The organism is Burkholderia sp. Tr-20390, assembly GCF_017104595.1.
In the GTDB taxonomy this organism is placed as follows: domain Bacteria; phylum Pseudomonadota; class Gammaproteobacteria; order Burkholderiales; family Burkholderiaceae; genus Burkholderia.
Window position 1 is genome coordinate 1 of the sequence record NZ_JAAGPC010000152.1, and the last position, 21148, is coordinate 21148.

Here is a 21148-nt window from a genome sequence, read left to right on the forward strand (position 1 = left end):
GCGAACGCGGCCGGCGGCACGGCGGGCGCAGTCGGCTCGCTGCTGACGACGGGCGCCAACGCGACGGCGACGGTCGTCAACGCGGTCGGCACGACGGTGGGCACGGCGCTCGGCTCCGCGCCGGGCCTGTCGGTCACGCCGCATTCGGGCAACAGCGCGCCGGGCAACCCGCTCGCGCCGGTGTCATCGCTGCTCCAGTCGCTGACGGGCGCACTGCCGAAGTAACGGGCCGCGCACGCACGGCGGAGCCGGATCGGCCGCCGTGCGCAACGGGCCGCACAACGCGGCATGACAGCGATGTCATGCCGCGTTGTCTTTTGGCGTCCCTTTTTTCTTTCGTCGCACGAATGGCTTCCGCTGCCGAAGACGACGCTCGCCGGCCGGCGTGGAATAACCGGTCGCCTCCATCCGTTTACATACCGAATCCCGGCAGCGCCGGCCGGCGGGATAATGGTCGTGACGAAGCCGATCATCCCGGCCGGTGCCGCCGTGTCGCGATGCCGTGTCAAGGAGAAAGGGCATGAAACGGATACTCGTCGCCGCCGCGCTGACGGCGTCAATCGTGCGTCCGGCCGCCGCGGAACCTCCGCGCGCCGGCGACGGAAAGCTGGTCGACGAAGATCACATGACGCTGTACGTGTTCGATCGCGATGCGCCCGGCAAGAGCGCGTGCGACAGCGGGTGCGCGGCGAACTGGCCGCCTGCGCGCGCCGACGCGTACGACAAGCCAGTGGGTGCGCTGAGCCTCGTCGCGCGCGACGACGGCAGCAAGCAATGGGCATACCGCGGGCGCCCGCTGTATCGCTGGAAGCTGGATCACAAGCCCGGCGACGCGGGCGGCGACGGGATCGGCGGCATGTGGCACGTCGCACGTCCGTGACGACGGGCGGTGGGGTGGTGCGCGAGGCATCCTGATGAGCTACGAATCGGATCTGCTGGTGTGGTTGCCGCATCTCACGCGTTATGCGCGTGCGCTGACGGGTGACCGGGCCTGGGCAGACGATCTCGTGCAAGACACACTCGAGCGTGCGCTGAACCGCCCGCCGCGCGACGGCGGCAACCTGCGCGCATGGCTGCTGACGCTGCTGCGGCACCGCTTCATCGACCAGTTGCGCGCACGGCACGAGATCGCGGTCGACGATGCGACGGCGCCGTGGCAGACGATGGCCGCACCGGCCGGCGAAATCGGCGGGCTGGTGCTGCGCGACGTGCAGCGCGCGCTGTACCGGCTGCCGGTCGAACAGCGCGAGGTGCTGCTGCTGGTCGCGCTCGAGGAATTGAGCTATCGCGATGCCGCGGAAGTGCTCGGCGTCCCGGTGGGGACGGTGATGTCGCGGCTTGCACGGGCGCGCGGGCAGATGCGCGCGCTGTTGTCCGACGAGCCGCCGGCGCACGGCACGGCTGCATTACGGGTGATCGGGAAGACATGATGGACGAACCGCACAAGCCTTCGAACGAGCGGGACGACGATGCGTCGGCGCAACTGCTGTCCGCGTTGCTGGACGGCGAGCTGTCCGGGCACGAGCGTCGCGAGGTGCTCGAGCGCGTGCTGGCCGATCCGGAGGAGGCCGAACGATTCGCGCACTATCGGGCGCAGCGCGACGCGCTGCAGGCGCTGTTCCCGCTGCCGGCCGCCGCGCCCGCGCTGTTCGTGCAACGCCGTGCGCCGCGCCGGCGCGGGATCGCCTATGCATTCGCGGGGCTCGCGGCCGGGCTGCTGATCGGTGTCGCGCTGCATGCGGGCTGGGTGGCGTTCGGCGGTGAACCGGCGTTCGCCGCGCGCGCGGATGTCGCCTATGCGACGTACGTGGCCGACCGCGACCATCCGGTCGAGGTCGGTGCGGGCGATCCTGACCATCTCGTCGCGTGGCTGTCCGCGCGTCTCGGGCGGCCCGTGCGTGCACCGTCGCTCGACGAATACGGTTACCAGTTGCTCGGCGGCCGGCTGCTTCCCGGCGAAGCGGGGCCGGCCGCGCAACTCATGTACCAGCGCGCGGACGGCGCGCGCGTGACGCTGTACATGACGGCCTACGACACACGACGTCTCGCGCCGCAGGCGATGTCGGCCGGCGACCGCTACACGTATTTCTGGTCGGATCGCGGGATGGGCTACGCATTGTCCGGCCAGGGCGACGAACGGCGCCTGCGCGAACTCGCGATCGACGCATGCGGCGAACTCGGCGGCCCGACCGACGCGTGGAAGGGGTGACGCGCGCGCCGCCGCCGGCAGGGAGCAGGTGATGAAGATGACGATGACGAAGCGGCTCGTGCCGATGCTGGTGCTGGCGGCGCTCGCCGCGGGCACCGCGCTTGCTCGGGCGGACGGCGATGCGCCGCTGCGCGTGCCCGTCGACGCCGACGGCGTGCAACGGGTGGCGATCGTCGGCGGCAGTTATTTCTTCCGGCCGAACCACGTGATCGTGCGGGCACACGTGCCGGTCGAGCTGACCGTGTCGGCCGAGCCCGGCCTGGTGCCGCACAGTTTCGAAATCGATGCGCCGCAGGCCGGCATCGCGGTGCGCACCGAGCTCGGCACGACGCCGAAGACGTTTCGGTTCACGCCGGCGCAGCCGGGCCGGTTCGCCTACTATTGCACGCATCGGCTGCTGTTTTTCAGGAGCCATCGCGAGCGCGGGATGGAAGGCGTGCTCGATGTCGAGGCGGCGCCGTGATCGCCGCGTTGCTGGCCGCGAGCCTGATAGGAGCGAGCATGACCGCCGATCCCGTGACCGTTGCGCAGGCGCATTTCGACCACGTCCGCTCGTACCGCGCGACGATCCGCTCGTCCGCACGCAGCGGCGAGCGCACCGAAATCCATTACGCGTACCTGAAACCGGGCTTCGTCCGGATGGATTTCGTGTCGCCGCATCACGGCGCAGTGCTCGCGTACGATCCCGGCGACGGCAAGGTGCGGTTGCGTCCGTTCGGCGTGCATGCGCCGCCCGCGCTGACGCTGTCGCCGTCCAATCCGCTCGTGCGCGACCGCAGCGGCCACCGGGTCGACCGGTCGGACGTCGGCGAGCTGCTGCGCAACGTTCATGCGCTGCAGGAAGGCGGCGCGACGGTGACCGAAGGCGAGGAGGCCGTCGGCGGCCGGACCGCGCTGCGCGTGTCGGTCACGGGCGCGCCCGCGCACGCGGTCGACGGCGTGCATCGCTACCGGCTGTGGCTCGATACCGAGGACGGCTTTCCGCTGAAGGTCGTCAGCTTCGCGGACGATGACGACGTGCCGCTCGAAACCGTGACGCTCGACGATATCGAAATCGATGTCGCGTTTCCCGAACGCTTCTTCGCGCCCTGAGCGGTGCGCTGACTCATGCCCGTGACGGGCATGCCGGAGGCTGCATGGCGGAATACCGGTTCTCGACGACCTGGCGCGTGGACGCGCCGCTCGCGGCGGTGTGGGACGCGATCTACCAGGTCGACCGCTGGCCCGCCTGGTGGAAGGGTGCCGTGAGCACCGTCGAGATCGAACCGGGCGACGCGCGCGGCGTCGGCGCGCTGCACCGTTACACATGGAAGGGGGCGCTGCCGTACCGGTTGACCTTCGACATGCGCGTGCGACGCGTCGAGCCGCCGCATGTGCTCGAAGGCCGCGCGAGCGGCGCGATCGAAGGCGACGGATGCTGGTCGTTCGTCGCCGACGGCGCACGGACGATTGTGCGCTACGACTGGCACATCCGCACGCACGTGCGCTGGATGAACCGGCTGGAGCCGCTCGGTCGCCCGCTGTTCCGCTGGAACCACGACGTCGTGATGCGCGAAGGCGCGAAGGGGCTCGCGCGGCTGCTGGGCGCGACGGTCGAGACGGAGGGCCGGATCTTCCGGCCGTTGTCGGAGGCGGGCTGCGCCGATGCCTGAACGCGGGCGAACGCGACTGAACACGAGTAAGCGCGAGTAAGCGCGCGTCGCGACGGCCCGCGCCGCTCAGCGCGCGTACGCCATCACCGCGCCATCCACCACCAGCGCGACACGTTCGCCGACGGCCGGACACCGGTGTCCCGGCACGCGTGCGCGCACGCGTACGTCGCCATCGGCATCGAGGCGCACGAGCACGTCGGCGTCCTGGCCCGCGAACTGCGCGGCTTCGACACGCGCCGTATGGCCGCGCGCCGCGTCGCCGTGCGTGACCGGCACGATGCCGATCTGCTCGGGACGCAGCATTGCATCGGCCGGCCCGTCGGGCAGCGGCGCGACGAGCGGCAGGTCGCCGAGCGCGCAGGCGATGCGCAGGTTGCGCACGCGGCCGGCGAGCAGCACCGCCTGCCCGACGAACGACGCGACGTCGCGCGTGACCGGCTGCCGGTACAGCGTCTGCGGCGCGGCCGTCTGCACGAGCCGGCCGTGCCACATCACCGCCACTTCGTCGCCGAGTGTCATCGCCTCGGGCTGGTCGTGCGTGACGAGCACCGAGGTCGCGCCAGCCGCGGCGAGCGCATCGGCGACCGCGCTACGCGTTTCGTGGCGCAGCGACGTGTCGAGCGCGGAGAACGGTTCGTCGAGGATCACGAGCGACGGCTCGGGCGCAAGCGCACGAGCGAGCGCGACGCGCTGCTGTTGTCCGCCGGACAGTTGCTGCGGCGCACGGCTCGCATACGACGCGGGTAGCCCGACCATCTCGAGCAGTTCGTCGACGCGATGATGGCGCCGCCGCGCCGCGCGCGGCAGCCCGAAGGCGATGTTGTCGGCCACCGACAGATGCGGGAACAGCGCGCCTTCCTGCGGCACGTAGCCGATCCGGCGCTGCTCGGGCGGCAGGTGCACGTCGGGCGCGGCCACGCGGCGGCCATCGATTTCGACGGTGCCGCGCTCGGCGCGCTCGAAGCCGCACAGCACGCGCAGCAGGGTGGTCTTGCCGCTGCCGGACGGGCCGAGCAGCGCGAGGCGCGAGCCGCGCCGCACCGTGAGGTCGATGTCGTGCAGGACGGTATGCGCTCCGAACGACTTCGACAGGCCGTGGATGCGTAGTTCGCTCATGGGCGGCTCCGGGGAAAAAGGGCGGCGCTCAGTCGCGCACCGACGCGCGGCCGAGCAGCAGGAACAGCAGTCCCGACGCGCCGAGCGACAGCGCGACGAGCAGCGCTGCGTAGGGCGCCGCGGCGGCGAACGCAAGCGTCGCCGTATCGCTCCATACCTGCGTCGCGAGCGTGCGGGTGCCGATCGGCGATAGCAGCAGCGTCGCGTTGAGTTCCGTCACGACCGAGATGAACACCATCGTCGCGGCCGCGCCGAGGCCGGGCGCCGCGAGCGGCAGCACCACGCGCGTGAGCGTCGCGCGCCAGCCGAGGCCGAGCGAGCGGGCGGTTTCCTCGAGCCGGACCTGCACGTGCGACAGCGCGGCGCGCACGCTGACGACCGCCAGCGGCAGGAACAGGATCGCGTACGCGGCGACGAGCGCCGGTGCGCTCTGGTAGAGCGGCTGCAGCAGCCGCACGGTGATCGACACGATCGCCAGCGCGACGACGATGCCCGGCACGCCCTGCACGGTCATCGCGGTGCGCTCGAGGAGCGTCGCGACGCGGCCCGGATAGCGAACCAGCAGGAACGCGAGCGGCAGCGCGAGCAGCGTCGTGACGGCTGCCGCCATCAGGCCGTAGCCGGACGACGCGAGCGTGGCCTGCCACAGCAGTTCGGGCGACACGTCGGCCGGCGTGACGGCGGCCGCGCCCTGTTGCGTGAGCCAGTAGCCGATCATCGCGAGCGGCACGCCGAGCGTCGCCGCCGCGAGCGCGGCGAACGCGACGGTGACGGGGCCGCGCAGACGGCCGAGCGGATAACGCATCGCGACGCGGCGCGCGGCGCGGTGCGTATGACCATAGCGCGCATGGCCGCGAGCGCGTGCCTCGATCGCGAGGCACAGCAGGCACAGCGCGATCAGCACGCAGCCGAGCAGCGAGGCGCCGCCGCCGTCGAACGCGGTGCGGTATTCGGCGTAGATCTCGGTGGTGAACGTGCGAAAGCGCAGCAACTGGAATGCGCCGAACTCGGACAGCACGCCGAGCGCGACGAGCAGCATCCCGCCGCACAGCGCGGGGCGCAGCTGCGGCAGCACGACGCGGAAGAAGGTATGCGACGGCGAGCAGCCGAGCGTGCGTGCGCTTTCCTCCAGTGCGGGGTCGAGCTCGCGCAGCGCGGCGGCCACCGGCAGGTAGACGAGCGGGAAGTACGCGGAGGTCAGCACGATCAGCGCGCCGAGGAAATCCTGCAGGTCGAGGCTCAGCGACACCCACGCGTAACTCGTGATGAACGGCGGCACCGCGAGCGGCGCGGCCGCGAGCGCGGTCCACAGCGGCCGGGCGGGCAGGTCGGTGCGCTCGATGAACCACGCGAGCGCCGTGCCGAGCAGCGTGCACGCGAGGGTCGCGGCGAGCGTGATCGACAACGTGTTGACCAGCAGTTCGCCGACGAGCGGGCGCCACAGCAGCTCGATCGCATCGTCGACGCCGAAGGTGGCCGCGCGGTACAGCGTGAAGCCGAGCGGCAGCAGGATCGCGAGCGGCCCGCACGCGGCCGCGGCGACGAGCGCGCGCGACGGGCGGCGCCGTGTCGCGGTGGGCTCGCCGTCGCGTGCGGTGCTCGCCGTGCGCGACACGGCGTCGCTCATGGTCAGAGCAGGCCTGCCTGGCGCAGCAGCTTGCCGGCCTGGCTGTCGTCGCCGAGCTGTTCGAACGACAGTGCCGGCGGGCTCAGTTCGTTGAACGGCTTCAGGATCGGATCGGGCGCGACGCCCGGATGCAGCGGATACTCGAAGCTGATATGGCCGCCGGCCATCAGTTTCTGCGCGCGCTCGCTGACGAGATACGCGACGAACTTCTGCGCTTCCGGCTGGCGCTTTGAGGCCTTCAGCACCGCGGCGCCGGACACGTTGACGGCCCCGCCGACGTCGCCTTTGCCGAAGTGATAAATCGCGCTGCGGGTCGACTTGTCGCCGAGCTCGGCGTGCAGGCGGTCCCAGTAGTAGTTGTTGACGATGCCGGTCAGCACGCCGCCGCGGTTGACGGCCGCCGTCACGCCTTCGTCGTCGTCGAAGATCTGCGCGTTGGCCTTCAGGCCCTTCAGCCATTGCAGCGTCGCGGCTTCGCCGTGCAGCGCGAGCACCGCGCTCACGAGCGGCAGGAAGTCTGCGTCGCTCGGCGCGACGCCGACCTTGCCCTTCCATTCCGGTTTCGCGAGATCGAGCAGCGAGGCGGGCAGTTGCTGCGGCTGGATTTTCGCGGTGTTGTAGACGAGCACGTTCTCGCGCGCGAGCACGCCGACCCAGTTGCCGTCGGCCGGGTTGAAGCGCGCGGGCACCGACTGCAGCGTGGCAGCGTCGGTCTTCGCGAACAGGCCCTTGCGGTCGAGCAGCACGAGCTCAGGCGAGTTCTCGGTGAAGTACACGTCGGCCGGCGTGCGGTCGCCTTCCGTGGCGAGCTGCGCGGCGAGTGCCGGGCCTTCGCCCGAGCGCACCTTCACGGTGATGCCGCTCTGCGCTTCGAAGTCCTTGACGAGCTGGTTGACGACCTGCTCGTGCTGCGCGTTGTACAGCGTGAGCGTCGCGGCATGCGCGCGCGCGGCGTGCAGCGCGCCGGTCAGCATCAGCGCGGCGGCCGCCGCGGAAATCAGGTGCCGCAGCGGGCGGCTAACGGGTGAAGTGTTCATGTGGTTTTCAGCAGGTTGCACCCGGCCGGGCCGGGAAGGTGTGCGTTGGCTTGCGTGGCGTGTCGTCATGCGTCGAACAGCGCGGCGCCGATGTACGAACCCGGTTGCGCGCCCGGCGGGCACGCGAAAATCGCGCTGCCGACGTGCGTCGTGAACTGGTTCATGATGTCCAGCTTCGCGAGCTTCTCGTTGATCGGAATGAAGCCCTTGCGCGGGTCGCGCTGGTGCGCGACGAACATCAGCCCCGCGTCGTACTCGGTCTGCTGGCGCCACGGCGGCCAGCGCTCGATGTAGAAGTTCGTGCTGTCGTTGTACGAGTACGCGCGGCGCAGGATCTGCGCGCCGTTGTTCAACTGCGGCGATGCGAGACGCGCGTGCGCGTTGTCGGGGATCACCGGGTTGCCGTCCTTGTCGGCCGCGTCGAGATCGAGCGCCTCGAACTCGTGCTTCTGGCCGAGCGGCGCGCCGCTGTACTTGTGACGGCCGACCACCTGCTCCTGGAAGCCGAGCTCCGTGTTGTCCCAGTGCTCGAGCGTGATGCGGATCCGGCGCACGACCGTGTAGGTGCCGCCGTTCATCCATGCCGGGCCTTCGCTGCCGGCCCACACGAATTCGTCCATCGCGGCCGGGTCGGACATCGGCGGATTCATCGTGCCGTCCTTGAAGCCCATCAGGTTGCGCGGCGTCTCGCCGGGCTTGCCCGACGTGAAGCCGGCCTGGCCCCAGCGCATCTGCGTCGCTTTCGCGCCGAGGCGCACGAGCTGGCGCACCGCGTGGAACGCGACCTGCGCGTCGTCCGCGCACGCCTGGATGAACAGGTCGCCGCCGGTCTTTTCCGGCAGCAACTGGTCGCCGTTGAAGCGCGGCAGGTCGACCAGCGCGGCGGGGCGATGCTTCGCGAGGCCGTAGCGGTCCTTGCCGGCGAGCGCGAACATGCCGGGGCCGAAGCCGAACGTGATTGTCAGGCGCGCGGGGCCGAGGCCGAGCGCGTCGCCCCCGTCCGCCGGCGCGACTTCGTCGCTACCCGTCGGGGCGAGCGGCTGTGCGGTATCACCGCGAGCCATCCGCGCGGCGGCATCGGTCCAGGTTTTCAGCAGCGTGATGACATCCGCGCGCTGGGCCGTCGTCAGGTCGAGCGCCGCGAAATACGCGTGGCGCTGCTGCGGCGTCGCGATGCCGCTCTGGTGCTTGCCGTAGAACGGCTCGACGCCGTCATGCGCGGAAGCGGGCGCGGGTGCGGGTGCATCCGCGGCCTGCGCGGCCGGGATCGACGCCGCCGCGAGGCCGGCGGCCACCGCGGCGCCGCCCGCCTTCAGGAAACCACGCCGCGCGGGGCGCGGTGGCTGGTTGGAATCGTCTGCCATGATGGGCTCCCTTACTTCGCGAGCAGCAGCGTGTTGACGTCGTCCGCGACGTAGTAGAAGCCGTCGCCTTCAGGCGTCATTGCGATGCCGAACAGGTTGCCGTTGCCGGGGGGCGATTGCGCCTTGTCGGTATTGATCCAGCGCGCGTAGATCTGCTTGCCGGCGACCGGGTCGATCTCGACGACCTGGCCGTTCTGCGCGTTGGTCGCGAGCAGGTGGCCGTTCGGTGCGGTGGCAAGCGCGAGCGGGCGGCGCAGGAAGCCATCGGCGGTGACCTGGCGGCCGACGCCCGCGCTGGTGTCGCGCGTGAGCGGATCGTCGATCTCGACGATGCGGTTGCCGATCGCGTCCGACACGTACAGCTTCTTCTGGTCGCCCGACAGCGCGAGGCCGGTCGGGCCGACCAGGAACACGCCCTTGTCAGCCTGCGCACCGAGGCCGCTCGCGACGACCGTTTCCTGCTTGATCACGGGCGGCTTGCCGGCCGGCACGTCGAGGTCGAGACGCAGTACCGTCGCCTGCTTGTAGACGGGCGGATTGCCGTCCGCGCCGCCGACGCCGAAGCCGGCCATGCTGACGAACAGCGTCGCGCTGTCCCCGCGGTCGACCACGGCCATGTTGCCCCACGGGTCGTTGATGTTCGGGGTCGACCACGTCGACGCGATCTTGCCTTGCGGATCGAGCACGATCAGGCAGCCGGCGCCCTTGGTGTTGGTCGTGCCGTCGTTGCTCGGCGTGCTGCCGACGATCACCCAGCCGGATTTCAGCATCGTCATCGCCGTCGACAGGCCGACGCCGCCGGGGCACGCCTTCAGGTCGCGCGGAATCGACGCGAACAGGCTCAGCTGCTTGGTCGACGGGCGGTAGTTGACGATCGTGCTGCCGGTGCCTTGCAGGTTCGCCGCGTTGTTGAAGTTGTCGACGAGCACGTCGCCCGCCTGGATCGTGCCGGCCGACACCGGTGCGACCGCGATCGCGTACGGGTTCTGGTCGCCGTTGTCCGGCACCGTGTTGACGAGCGTGGTGTGGCGATGCACGGTCTCGAGGAAGCCTTGCGGCTCGGCGAGCGCGCCGGCGGCGGCCGTCAGCGCGGCGGCGGCCAGTGCGCCCGTCGCGAGGCGGCGAAGCGGGGCGGATCGAATCATGTAAATCTCCTGGGGAGCGCGCCGTCCGGGCGGCGCGCGAAAATGGTCGGCGTGGGCGCGTCCGCTCAGAACGTGATCGTCGTCCGCGCACCGAGCACGAACGTGTTGCGCAGCGGCTGGGTCGCGTCGCTCGGGTTCTGGCCGGCGCCGGCATTGAACGTGTACTGCGCGTCGGCCTGGACGATCCACCACGGGTTGACCTGGTACTGGTAGGTCGCCTCGAGCGTCGTCTCGCGGGTGCGCACGCCGTACGGGCCGGTCGCGAACGCTCGCGCGGTCTGGTCGAGGTCGGTCACGTGGTTGCCGACCTGGATGTACGTGACGCCGAGGCCGACGCTGTCGTTGTCGCGGCCGGCGAACGGCGCCTTCAGCACGATCCCCGCGTTGGCGGAGAAGCTCACCAGGTTGCGGTCGCCCGGCGCGCCCATCACGCGCGCAAACACGCCGAGGCTGCGCGGGCCGGTCGGGTCGGGGCGCCAGATCATCTGGTCGGCCACTGCGTAGAAGCTGTAGTTGCCGTGACGCTGCTGGGCGTCGCCGTTCGACGCGGGGTCCGCGAGCGACAGCCCGTCGGTGCCCACGTTCTGGTCCGCGAAGCGGCCGTTGTGATACCAGACGCCGATCTTGTAGGTACCCGGCAGCCCGTTCGAGCGGCCGGTGTCCATTTCGCCGTCGGACGGCTGGTTCAGCGCGTACTGCAGTTCGCCGATATAGAGCGCGCCGTTGTGCAGGTTGAAGTTGGTGCCGCTCAGGTTGCTCGGGTTGTTGCCGAGCGGATCGCCGTCGAACACGCCCGCGAGCGCGGTGAGCTTCGGCGTGATCTGCGCGCGTACGCGCACGCCGAGGCCCGCGAGCGGATACGCGGGGCCGCCGTTCGGCAGGTCGTAGGAGGGCAGCGCGGGCCAGCCGAACATCGTGTTGACGAACGTGTTCGCATACGTGCTGACCATGAATTCCTGGTCCAGGCTCTGCTGGCCGATCTTCACGTCGACGCGCTTGTCGAGGAACGACTGCTGGTACCACAGCTCCCACAAGCGCGTCGTGCCCTGCGCCTCGATGCCGCTCGCGGTGTTGAGCGTGCCGAGGTTCCGCGCACTCAGGTTGGTGCCGTGGATCTGCAGCGCGCTGACGTTGAACGTGCCGCCGGGCAGGCCGATTGCCTTCTGCGTGTCGACCGTCAGGGTGGCGGTCGTCAGCCCGTCGTAGGCGCCGCCGCGGTTCAGGCCGCCGCGCAGGTTCGCGAGGTACTCGCTGGTTTCGGTGATCTGCAGCGTCGCGCCGTACTTGCCGAGCCACGGGCGGATGCCGCCCATGTCGCCGAGCAGGCTCTGGCGCGTCCAGATGCCGGTCCACATGTTGGTCGGCTTCGCCTGGATCGCCAGGTCGGCCTCGGGGGCTTCCGGCTGGGCGTCGACCGGCACGTCGGCGAACGCCGCGCCGCTCGCGAACGAGGCACACGCGAGGATGGCCGCGCAGGCGGCGGGGCGCATCCGGGCACGGATGTTGTCTCCCTGGAACGATGCAAACTTCATATCAAATCCCTGGTTCTAATTAGTGTGGAATCCTGCTTGTCGGTCGCTGTCCGGACGCTCGGCACCGATCGGCCAGGGCATGAAGATGAACGCAACGCGGCGCATCGTAGGAGTGTCGAATGGGAATGTCAATGTAAACGAGAATGATTCGCATCTAAATTACTGAATGTAATCCGCGTCCTTACGGATGGGCCCCGACACGTGTTTAGTGCCGAGGTAAACCGTAAATATCGCCGTAATGAAAATGAATGCTTCGATGCGGATCGATGGATCCTCGGGGCGGGGCACAGGCGGCAACTGGCGGGCACCGGATGGCGTGTGCGGGCGGACGGAATCGACGCCGCCACGGAATGTATCGAGTGATGCCGCCGATCGCAGGAACTCCGTGCTTTCCCGGTGTCCAAACGGGGCTGGATGGGATTCCGGGGCCGCGCGGCCCCGCCGGCAAGGCTGGGTGGCGCTTGTCGGGGTTTGTTTTCAAAGGGTTTTTTGTCGGATCCACGTGCTTTTTCCGCCCCGTCCCCGCCCCGAAAATTCGTCCGGTTCCCCTTCTTGAATTTGTCAAAACCCGTCCATATAATTAGCACTCGCTGCACGAGAGTGCTAACAATTCTCTGCCGGGCGATAAGCCGGGCAGATTCCCTAAGCGTTCTTCAATCTCAGTCAAGAGAGGAGTGAATATGAACCTTCGTCCTTTGCACGATCGCGTGATCGTCAAGCGCCTGGATCAGGAAACCAAGACCGCCTCGGGCATCGTGATCCCCGACGCCGCTGCTGAAAAGCCGGACCAGGGCGAAGTCCTGGCCGTCGGCCCGGGCAAGCGCGACGACAAGGGCGCCCCGATCGCGCTCGACGTGAAGGTCGGCGATCGCGTCCTGTTCGGCAAGTACGCAGGCCAGACCGTGAAGGTCGACGGCAGCGAACTGCTGGTCATGCGCGAAGAAGACATCATGGCCGTGGTCAACGCGAAGTAAGCGTCCACCGACGGTACATATTCCCAAGAATTCAAGGAGTTAGAAGATGGCAGCTAAAGACGTCGTATTCGGCGATTCCGCCCGTTCGAAGATGGTCGAAGGCGTGAACATTCTCGCCAACGCAGTCAAGGTCACGCTGGGTCCGAAGGGCCGCAACGTGGTGCTCGAGCGCAGCTTCGGCGGCCCGACGGTCACCAAGGACGGTGTGTCGGTCGCGAAGGAAATCGAGCTGAAGGACAAGCTCCAGAACATGGGCGCGCAAATGGTCAAGGAAGTCGCTTCCAAGACCAGCGACAACGCAGGCGACGGCACGACGACGGCAACCGTCCTCGCGCAATCGATCGTTCGCGAAGGCATGAAGTACGTCGCATCGGGCATGAACCCGATGGACCTGAAGCGCGGCATCGACAAGGCAGTCGCAGCGGCTGTCGAAGAGCTGAAGAAGATCAGCAAGCCGTGCACGACCAACAAGGAAATCGCACAGGTCGGCTCGATCTCGGCGAACAGCGACACGTCGATCGGCGATCGCATCGCTGAAGCGATGGACAAGGTCGGCAAGGAAGGCGTCATCACCGTCGAAGACGGCAAGTCGCTGGCTGACGAACTCGACGTCGTCGAAGGCATGCAATTCGACCGCGGCTACCTGTCGCCGTACTTCATCAACAACCCGGAAAAGCAAGTCGCCGTCCTCGACAACCCGTTCGTGCTGCTGCACGACAAGAAGGTGTCGAACATCCGTGATCTGCTGCCGGTACTCGAGCAAGTCGCGAAGGCTGGCCGTCCGCTGCTGATCATCGCTGAAGACATCGAAGGCGAAGCGCTCGCAACGCTGGTCGTCAACAACATCCGCGGCATCCTGAAGACCGTTGCGGTCAAGGCGCCGGGCTTCGGCGACCGTCGCAAGGCGATGCTGGAAGACATCGCGATCCTGACCGGCGGCCAGGTGATCGCGGAAGAAACCGGCCTGACGCTCGAGAAGGCAACGCTGGCAGAACTGGGCCAGGCGAAGCGCATCGAAGTGGGCAAGGAAAACACGACGATCATCGACGGCGCAGGCGAAGCCGTGAACATCGAAGCACGCGTGAAGCAAGTGCGCGCGCAAATCGAAGAAGCGACGTCGGACTACGACCGTGAAAAGCTGCAAGAGCGCGTGGCCAAGCTGGCTGGCGGTGTTGCAGTGATCAAGGTCGGTGCCGCGACCGAAGTCGAAATGAAGGAAAAGAAGGCACGTGTCGAAGACGCACTGCACGCCACGCGCGCAGCTGTGGAAGAAGGCATCGTGGCAGGTGGCGGCGTTGCGCTGATCCGCGCTCGCACCGCGATCGCAGGCCTGACCGGCGCTAACGCCGATCAAAACGCCGGCATCAAGATCGTGCTGCGCGCAATGGAAGAGCCGCTGCGCCAGATCGTCACGAACGGCGGCGAAGAAGCCAGCGTCGTGGTGGCGGCAGTTGCTGCAGGCCAGGGCAACTACGGCTACAACGCAGCGACGGGCGAGTACGTCGACATGGTCGAAGCCGGTGTTGTCGACCCGACCAAGGTCACGCGTACCGCACTGCAGAACGCAGCGTCGGTTGCAGGCCTGCTGCTGACGACGGACGCAGCTGTTGCTGAACTGCCGAAGGAAGATGCACCGATGCCGGGCGGCATGCCGGGCGGCATGGGCGGCATGGGCATGGACATGTAATCGACTTCGGTCGATGGTGTCCGGAGCGCGCAGCGATGCGTGCTCCAGCCAAAGAAAAAGACCCGCAGCGATGCGGGTCTTTTTTTATGGGCGTGTGGATTTGATGCAGGCTGAAAGCGGGCGGCTGATACTCGATGTGAGCCCGTCCCCTGTGCTATTCACGCGCGATGACCAACGCGTAGTAGGGTCGCTCCTTCACGACGAAACGGGGATTGGCGGAGAGCGTATTCACTGCCGGGGCGTAGCGTGCGCGAGCTTGGGCCAGCTCTGCCGATGACGGTGGCCATTGATGTGCATTCCATAGCAGGTCGACGTAGCTGATGACCACGGCGCGGGCGCTGCGATCCGCGAGGGTGCGTTCGATGTTGCCGGCGAGCGTCGTCGTGTCGGACGCGAACAGTGTCGAGATGGATGCGGGCCAGTGCGCCTGTGCCAGCGCAACGTTCTTGTCGCCGCCGATGTTGTAGGTGCGTGTATTGGATGCAGCGGCCAGATAGGCGGCGAGAAAGTCGTTGCCCTGGGGGAAAAACGCGGTGATGCCATCCTTCGGGGCATCCTGCCGGAAGTCGGCGACGATCGACTGGTCGAGCTGCGCGAACTGATCGCGGAAGTGCAGCGGCGCATGCAGCAGCACCTGATGTTCGTAATGGCGGACTTCGGAATACGCGAGCCCTGATTCCGGATTCGGGAGGTTGGACGCCATCACCAGGCCCAACAGCCACCACGCGGCCTTGTTTCTGTCGCGACGCGACAACTCCGCGATCAGCAAGACGAACAATGCCCAGAATGCCAGAACGGTCAGGGCGGACCATCGATACGACGCGCGCATGTTCCTGAAGCCCGGTACGTGCGTGGACAGATAGGCCGTTCCGGTGGGCGCGACTGCATACTCGGGCGGCATCGTGGCCTGGAAGTTGCCTGCAGCCCGGTCGGCATCGGGCCGCACGGAATGGACTTTCAATGACGGCCCGAGCGCGAGGTACGTTGCAAGCATGCCAAGCACCAGCAGCGGAACGCCATGGGTCTTGTTGTTCGACAGCGCGAATCCGGCCAAGCCTGCCATGGCGATGGGGGCGATGAACGTCGTGACCCACACGGAGGCGTCGCCGAAGTAGGCCGAATCGCTTCTCGGGGTGCTGACGCGGAGTACATCCCATATCCCCAGCAGTCCTTGGGTTGGCCGTACGAGCATGGTGATGTCGACGCCGAAGCCGCGGAATACGGACAGCGGATCTGCGGTGAAGCTCTGCGTGCCGACGAATTGACGGTAAAGCACGAACGCGAGTCCGAAGCCCGCAGCATAAATCGGCATGCCGACGCCAAGCAGGCGTACCCTGCGGCCACTCGAGCGCTTGAGGCCGCCCGCATACTGGACGAGTGCGCCGAAGGCGAACATGACGAACGTATAACCGTCGGTAAAGACAGCCAGGCATGCGACTGCCACAAGGGCGAGCGCCGATATCGCGATCGTCCGTGTGCGTTGTGCGTCGATCGCTTCGCAAAGCCGGTGCGTCGTCCACAGATAAAGCGGCAACAGCGCGATCCCGATCGACAGCATCGAATAGCCGGAGTGCGCCCAAATGACCGGCATGGTCGCCCACACCACGGCCAACGCCAGCGCATATCGCGCGGGGGCGCCCAGAGCCGATGCATAGCGTTTCGAGCCCCACATCGCGAGCGCCAAGAACAGCAACGTGGTCGTGCTGTAGGCGTCGGCGGGGTTCAGCGGCGTGGCCGCAAGCACGGCGCTTTCCACCAGCGCGCCTGATAGGCCGAACGCAATCGGCGCGGGGGCGGGGAGGCCGAAATTGTGGGCGAAGATCGATGGCCAGCCGCTGTTCACGAAGGATTGGGCGAACGACGAAATCCACAATGCCTGACCGAGTGTCGGAAGGGCGATGAATGGCACGGCCCCGTAGATGACGGCGACAATCGATAGTGCGACTGCGAACGGCAGCGACTCGCGCACGGTTGATCCAAACGGACGCTGGCTTGTTGGAGTGGTACGCATATCCGGGTCAGTGCGGGGGCCTGGGCGCCAGGGCGGCGCCGACAAAGAACATCAAGTCGCCGGCTACCGTCACCAAGCGGCCGAGGACGATAGCGGTGATGAGGTCCGCTTGTCCGACGACACCATGCATCAGCCAGTACAGGACGGCTTCGCGAACGCCCACGCCCGCGGGTGCGCCGGGCGTGACAAGCCCGGCGAGCCAGGCAATGACGTAGGCACCGCATACGGGCAACCAGAATGCGGCACCGTGCGTGTCGATCTTCGCGTGCTGCATCGTGATCGCCAGCAGGGCGCTGAAGATCAGCCCGGACACGAGCAGAAACACTGCATACAGCGATACCGCCCGGGCAACGCAAAGGGACCAGCGGGCACGGATGCCCGACACGGCAATGGCAAGCACGCCCGCGAACGCAGCGATGGCGGTTGCCGTACCGATCGCCGTCCATTTGAGCGGTGCCGCCATCAGTGCAAACGGAAGGGCGGTCGACGCGATGACCGCGAGTTCCCATCCGATCGATTTGGCAACGGGCCATGCAGGCAGGCCTGCAGCGACGCAGATCGCTTGTCGGCCAGCGAGATGGAAAATGTTGCCCGGCGCATATTTGGCAAGCTGCGAGACGCCGTACGTCCTGATCGCCCAGAGGCGCGACGGCGTGACCCCTTGGTGGGTGAGCAACTGCCGCCAGGCGAGTGCAAGCAGCAGGCCGCAAGCCCCGTAACCGGCACTGAGTGTCGCTACGGCCCCCCAGGTAACGGCCGAGAAAGTGTCGAGCGAAAGCTGGCGGCTGTACTCGACAAGCTTCGTTCCGACGAAGATCGTGCCGAGTGCGCCCAGCGCGCTACCGGCGAGGTGTATCCGGCGCCGTTGCTGCTTACCTAACTTCACTACCGTGCGGCGCTGTGAGGGCGGCAAAGCAACATCGTCCACGGCAACGGGGTGCGCACGCACAAGATGTCGAAGCGCGTGGAAACGAATTCGATGAATGCCCGTTTCGACCAGCGCTGTATGTGGCCGGGCGTGTTCCCGAGTGCGGAGATATATTTGCCTCGCGCGAGATTCATCGCGCTCCAGACCGGTTCGCGCGGAACGCTGAAAATCACGTGGCGAGCGCCGAGCGTCGCGATGTTGCGCAGCGCGACTTCCGGCTGCTCGAGATGTTCCAGGACTTCGCAACAGACGACGAGATCCGCTTGTATGTCCTGAGCACCGACCCGATAGACGTCCTGACGGGAGAAATGCGCCGGGTCGACGCACTGCGTCACGGCGTTCTCCTGTGCCAGCTCGATCACGCGAGCAGAAAAATCGCTTCCCGTGGCCTGAAGGCCCTGTTGTCGCCACCGCAGGACCCAGTAGCCCTCGCCACAGCCGATTTCATGGATCGACGACGGTGCTGCCTGCGTCACGAAATCGGTCAACGCGTCGTCGAATCCTCGCATGAGGCGCCGCACGATCGGATTCGTCGAGCCGTACTTGTCGTAGTTGTTGCCAACGACGATGCCCTGTTCGGCCATGCCGCCCGACATCTTCATCGAACGACCCCGAAGGCGCGCGTGGTTTCCTTCTCGACTGTGGCGACCTGGCTGCGGTCCGCTTGTGTCTGTTTGGCCGGGACAGCAGGATCCCGGTCCGTTTGCATCTGCTTGACCGCGAAACGTATGTCCTCGAGCAGCTTGCGGTTGGTGGACAGGAGGTCTGCAACGATGGCGATCAACAGCGTCTGGAATCCGGCGCCGACGAGGATCGATGCAAGGATGAGGGACTGGACGTGCCCGGTGCCGTTGCCGGTCGCCCAGAAGTAGACGAAGCGCAGTCCGGTCAGTACACCCGTGCCGAACAGGATCGCGCCGAGCGTGCCGAAAAACGCGGCGGGCCGATAGATGACGAAGATCCTGAAGATCGTCTGGGCCGATTGCATCACGTACGAGCGGATGCTTTTGACCAGGCGCGACGGCCGCAGGAACCCGTTGACGCGGATCGGCACCGAGACGATCGACATGTTGCGCTGGCCTGCCTGGATGATCGTCTCCAGGGTGTAGGTGTAATCGCTGAATACTGTCAGGCGTTGGGCGGCATGGCGGCTGTAGGCGCGGAAACCACTCGTCGTATCGGGAATCTCGGTGCGGCTGACTGCACGAACTACCCAGCTACCGATTTTCTGCAGCGATTTCTTGATCGGCGAGAAATGATCGATTTCGTCGATCGGCCGTGACCCGACGACGATATCGGCTTCACCCGCATAAATAGGCCGAATGAGCGCTGGAATATCGGCTGCATTGTATTGGTTGTCGGCGTCGGTATTGACGATGACATCGGCGCCGCGTTTCAGGCAGGCTTCGAGTCCGGTCGTGAACGCGCGCGCCAGGCCCTGGTTGCGTGGATGTCGGACAATGTGGTCGACACCGGCGGCGCGCGCTACATCGACTGTCGAGTCGGTGCTACCGTCGTCGACGATCAACCATTCGACCCTATCAAAACCCGGCACTCGGCGCGGCAGTGCCGCCAGCGCAATCGGCAACGTGGCGGCCTCGTTGAAGCAGGGGATTTGAATAATTAATTTCATCGCCTGTGAGAGATAAATTCGCCCCCACGCCGCCGGATTTCAAATCTTGAAAAAAACGATATCGTGTTTGGCGAACGTCGATGAAATATAAATCAAAATGAAATGGCAAAAAATTACGACAAATTACTTTCCATGATCGATCGTGGGCGGCTAAACGCCGTGCCGACGGGATCGGAAGCACGCTGGTTCTTCGCGGTATTGTCAGTGCCGACGGGCGGATCGACCCGTTGGTCGATGTGGCGGTGCATACGGTATGTCTTTTCTATCGTAATCAAATGTTTCAAAAACTGCGGCCGAGCGGCGGGCGTCGCGTAGTCGGCAGCGCTGGGCAGAGAGGGAAGGAGGCAGGTGACACGTTGGATGCTGCGCTGCACCTGATGACGAAGGGCGTCGCGGATTGGAGGGGCGTTGATGCGAGCGCGCAGGCGCGGCCGGCGGATCTTCCGGTGTCGGAGCAGGGGCGCCGACGCACGAAGATCCGGCCGTTGGCTCAGTGTCGGGCAATTCTTGGCGCGCTTTTGCTGCTTTCCGTCGTCGGACGCAGCCGTTGCTGAACTGCCGAAGGAAGAGGCATCGATGCCGGGCGCATGGACATGGGCGTCGGTCGATGGTGTCTGGAGCGCACAGCGACGCGGGTCTTTTTTATGTGCGCGCGGATTTTGGCGTGTCAGCGGGGTGGCTGGAGAGGTTGCGCCCAAGCCGGCACAGCAGGTGCGACGGCGGGGTGCCCCGCCGGTCCGCCTCAATGCCGGTGCGACGTCCTCGGCACCGGATCGGCCTTCACGGCCGGCGGCGTGTCCGAGTCCTCGTTGCTGCGCGCCCAGAAGAACCGGTCGGGCAGGTACGCGCCCATGCCGGGCCGGAACGCGTCACGCACGGCCTGGTACAGGTATTCCTGCGCTTCGCGAACCGCTTCGGGCGGCTCCTGGCCGTTCGCAAGCAACGCCGCGATGGCCGCGCCCAGCGTGTCGGTGATGCCCATCAGCCGGTGCGGCGAGCGATCCCACATGTCCTCGCGTAGCTGGCCTTCCTCGCCGTACAGCGTGTTGACGAGCCGGTGCGAGCCTGTCTCGGACGACAGGATGTACTCGCAGCCCTGCGACAGCAGGTGCGAGACGGCCGCGTCGAGATTCGGCGCCTCGGCGTCGCCGTCCGGCTGCGCGAGCGCGATCAGCGTCGCGTAGTCGGCGACCAGCAGCGTGGTTTGAGGCGCCAGCAGGTCGGCGATCGATTCGCGCAGGTCGTCGGCTGCGAGCACGTGCTCGTCGTCGAGCGTGAAGTCGGGCGCGAGCACGAGCGGCACGCCGTCGTAGTCGGCGACGACCTCAGCGATCGCGCTCACGACCTCCGCGCGCGTCGCCGCGCCGATCTTGAACGCCGCAACCGGCATGTCTTCGAGCAGCATGCGCGCCTGGGCGGCGACCACATCGGGATCGAGGCCGGTCACTTCGTCGCAGGCGGCCGAGTCGCGCACGGTGTAGCCCGTCAGGACGGACACGCCGTGACAGCCCATGCTCGCCAGGGTCAACAGATCGGCTTGAATGCCAGAGCCGCCGGTGGGGTCGGACAGGCCAAAGGTGAGGACGATCGGAGGGGCGTTGCTGGACATGTAAAAATGGGGCAAGAGAAAAACGGGAAAGCGACGGGCATGCGGACGGCGAGGCGAAATGGGCGTTTTCGGCCCTGTGTTGCCCGGCAGGCCGCACTTTTCAGCCATTATGCGGCGGAATCCGGCCCGCACGACGGATTTTTTAGCGCAGCGCAACGTAGTCGCGTTACTCCAGCGCGATTGCTAGGCAGTCCGGCCCCGACACGGTACCATCATGGCTCCCGAATTTACCGACTTTCCCGACGCGGCTTAAGATGGAATACAAGAGCTGGATGTGCCTGATTTGTGGCTGGATTTACGACGAAGAAGCCGGGCTGCCGGAAGAGGGCATTGCCCCGGGCACGCGCTGGGAAGACGTCCCGATCAACTGGACGTGTCCTGAATGCGGCGCCCGCAAGGAAGACTTCGAGATGGTCCAGATCTGACCGGACCCTTGGCCCACGGACACACCGCTCAGGCCTCGCATCGACCCGGCGCTCATGCGTCGAGGCTCGCGCGAGCGACTTGACGATGACAGGCGCGCGTGTCCATGAGGCCAGAACCGGCGAACGTTCCCCACCCTGACGCACTGCCCAACCCGCGCGGCGGGGCCGTGCGCGCGGCCGACGCATGGCTTGCGGCGGC

The 21148-nt window shown here is 67.0% G+C and carries 21 protein-coding genes and 1 pseudogene; 10 read left to right on the forward strand and 12 right to left on the reverse strand.

What is annotated here, in order from left to right:
* From G3N98_RS29840 to G3N98_RS29870, 7 genes and pseudogenes are all read left to right on the forward strand, one after another.
* A pseudogene (locus G3N98_RS29840) lies at positions 1–225 on the forward strand (hypothetical protein); the annotation flags it as partial.
* A gap of 295 nt (positions 226–520) precedes the next feature.
* Positions 521–880 carry a hypothetical protein gene (locus G3N98_RS29845; protein WP_206150200.1) on the forward strand — a complete coding sequence of 120 codons (360 nt, stop codon included), beginning with the start codon at positions 521–523 and terminating at the stop codon, positions 878–880.
* 34 nt (positions 881–914) lie between these two features.
* A complete protein-coding gene (locus G3N98_RS29850) occupies positions 915–1430 on the forward strand; it encodes a sigma-70 family RNA polymerase sigma factor (protein WP_039361534.1) in 516 nt (171 codons plus the stop codon).
* Entirely contained in the window at positions 1427–2209 is a 783-nt protein-coding gene (locus G3N98_RS29855) for an anti-sigma factor (protein WP_206150202.1), read from the forward strand. The genes G3N98_RS29850 and G3N98_RS29855 overlap by 4 nt, the downstream gene beginning before the upstream one ends.
* A 43-nt stretch (positions 2210–2252) precedes the next feature.
* The gene (locus G3N98_RS29860; protein WP_206150212.1) at positions 2253–2672 is read left to right on the forward strand and encodes a quinol oxidase; all 420 of its coding nucleotides are present in this window, start codon (positions 2253–2255) and stop codon (positions 2670–2672) included.
* Positions 2669–3301, forward strand: a complete 633-nt coding sequence (locus G3N98_RS29865; RefSeq protein ID WP_089472252.1) for a DUF1571 domain-containing protein — start codon at positions 2669–2671, stop codon at positions 3299–3301. The genes G3N98_RS29860 and G3N98_RS29865 overlap by 4 nt, the downstream gene beginning before the upstream one ends.
* Before the next feature lie 44 nt (positions 3302–3345).
* Positions 3346–3861: an SRPBCC family protein gene (locus tag G3N98_RS29870; protein ID WP_089424644.1), complete on the forward strand. Its 516-nt coding sequence runs from the start codon at positions 3346–3348 to the stop codon at positions 3859–3861.
* A 66-nt stretch (positions 3862–3927) separates the two neighbouring features.
* On the opposite strand, the gene G3N98_RS29875 is transcribed toward G3N98_RS29870, so the two are convergent.
* From G3N98_RS29875 to G3N98_RS29900, 6 genes are all read right to left on the reverse strand, one after another.
* Positions 3928–4977 carry an ABC transporter ATP-binding protein gene (locus tag G3N98_RS29875; RefSeq protein ID WP_206150204.1) on the reverse strand — a complete coding sequence of 350 codons (1050 nt, stop codon included), beginning with the start codon at positions 4975–4977 and terminating at the stop codon, positions 3928–3930.
* Positions 4978–5005: 28 nt separating this feature from the next.
* Complete coding sequence (locus tag G3N98_RS29880; protein ID WP_175239229.1) at positions 5006–6604, reverse strand: iron ABC transporter permease; 1599 nt, start codon at positions 6602–6604, stop codon at positions 5006–5008.
* Between the two features lie 2 nt (positions 6605–6606).
* Positions 6607–7641, reverse strand: coding sequence for an iron ABC transporter substrate-binding protein (locus tag G3N98_RS29885; protein WP_206150205.1), 1035 nt, complete (start codon positions 7639–7641; stop codon positions 6607–6609).
* 65 nt (positions 7642–7706) lie between these two features.
* Positions 7707–9005, reverse strand: a complete 1299-nt coding sequence (efeB, locus tag G3N98_RS29890; RefSeq protein ID WP_206150206.1) for an iron uptake transporter deferrochelatase/peroxidase subunit — start codon at positions 9003–9005, stop codon at positions 7707–7709.
* An 11-nt stretch (positions 9006–9016) separates the two neighbouring features.
* The gene (locus G3N98_RS29895) at positions 9017–10150 is read right to left on the reverse strand and encodes a hypothetical protein (RefSeq protein ID WP_206150207.1); all 1134 of its coding nucleotides are present in this window, start codon (positions 10148–10150) and stop codon (positions 9017–9019) included.
* Positions 10151–10215: 65 nt separating this feature from the next.
* Positions 10216–11682: a carbohydrate porin gene (locus G3N98_RS29900; RefSeq protein WP_206150208.1), complete on the reverse strand. Its 1467-nt coding sequence runs from the start codon at positions 11680–11682 to the stop codon at positions 10216–10218.
* Between the two features lie 680 nt (positions 11683–12362).
* Here G3N98_RS29900 and groES point away from each other — a divergent pair.
* Both groES and groL read left to right on the forward strand, forming a co-directional pair.
* A complete protein-coding gene (gene groES / locus G3N98_RS29905) occupies positions 12363–12656 on the forward strand; it encodes a co-chaperone GroES (protein WP_039361157.1) in 294 nt (97 codons plus the stop codon).
* Between the two features lie 46 nt (positions 12657–12702).
* Positions 12703–14343: a chaperonin GroEL gene (groL, locus tag G3N98_RS29910; RefSeq protein WP_039361154.1), complete on the forward strand. Its 1641-nt coding sequence runs from the start codon at positions 12703–12705 to the stop codon at positions 14341–14343.
* A 154-nt stretch (positions 14344–14497) separates the two neighbouring features.
* Here groL and G3N98_RS29915 read toward each other — a convergent pair whose 3' ends face one another.
* The 6 genes from G3N98_RS29915 to G3N98_RS29940 form a co-directional block, all read right to left on the reverse strand.
* A complete protein-coding gene (locus tag G3N98_RS29915) occupies positions 14498–16312 on the reverse strand; it encodes a hypothetical protein (RefSeq protein WP_089472258.1) in 1815 nt (604 codons plus the stop codon).
* 49 nt (positions 16313–16361) lie between these two features.
* A complete protein-coding gene (locus tag G3N98_RS29920) occupies positions 16362–17282 on the reverse strand; it encodes a hypothetical protein (protein WP_206150209.1) in 921 nt (306 codons plus the stop codon).
* A complete protein-coding gene (locus tag G3N98_RS29925) occupies positions 17240–17884 on the reverse strand; it encodes a class I SAM-dependent methyltransferase (RefSeq protein WP_089424653.1) in 645 nt (214 codons plus the stop codon). Before G3N98_RS29925 ends, G3N98_RS29920 begins: the two co-directional genes overlap by 43 nt.
* The gene (locus tag G3N98_RS29930; protein ID WP_206150210.1) at positions 17881–18915 is read right to left on the reverse strand and encodes a glycosyltransferase family 2 protein; all 1035 of its coding nucleotides are present in this window, start codon (positions 18913–18915) and stop codon (positions 17881–17883) included. Before G3N98_RS29930 ends, G3N98_RS29925 begins: the two co-directional genes overlap by 4 nt.
* Before the next feature lie 113 nt (positions 18916–19028).
* On the reverse strand, positions 19029–19613 hold the full coding sequence (locus tag G3N98_RS29935; RefSeq protein WP_206150211.1) for a hypothetical protein: 585 nt from the start codon (positions 19611–19613) through the stop codon (positions 19029–19031).
* A gap of 44 nt (positions 19614–19657) precedes the next feature.
* Positions 19658–20524 carry a hydroxymethylpyrimidine/phosphomethylpyrimidine kinase gene (locus G3N98_RS29940; protein ID WP_089424656.1) on the reverse strand — a complete coding sequence of 289 codons (867 nt, stop codon included), beginning with the start codon at positions 20522–20524 and terminating at the stop codon, positions 19658–19660.
* A 254-nt stretch (positions 20525–20778) separates the two neighbouring features.
* Between G3N98_RS29940 and G3N98_RS29945 the strand changes: the two genes are divergently transcribed.
* On the forward strand, positions 20779–20949 hold the full coding sequence (locus tag G3N98_RS29945) for a rubredoxin (protein WP_004186709.1): 171 nt from the start codon (positions 20779–20781) through the stop codon (positions 20947–20949).
* Positions 20950–21148 lie beyond the last annotated feature (199 nt).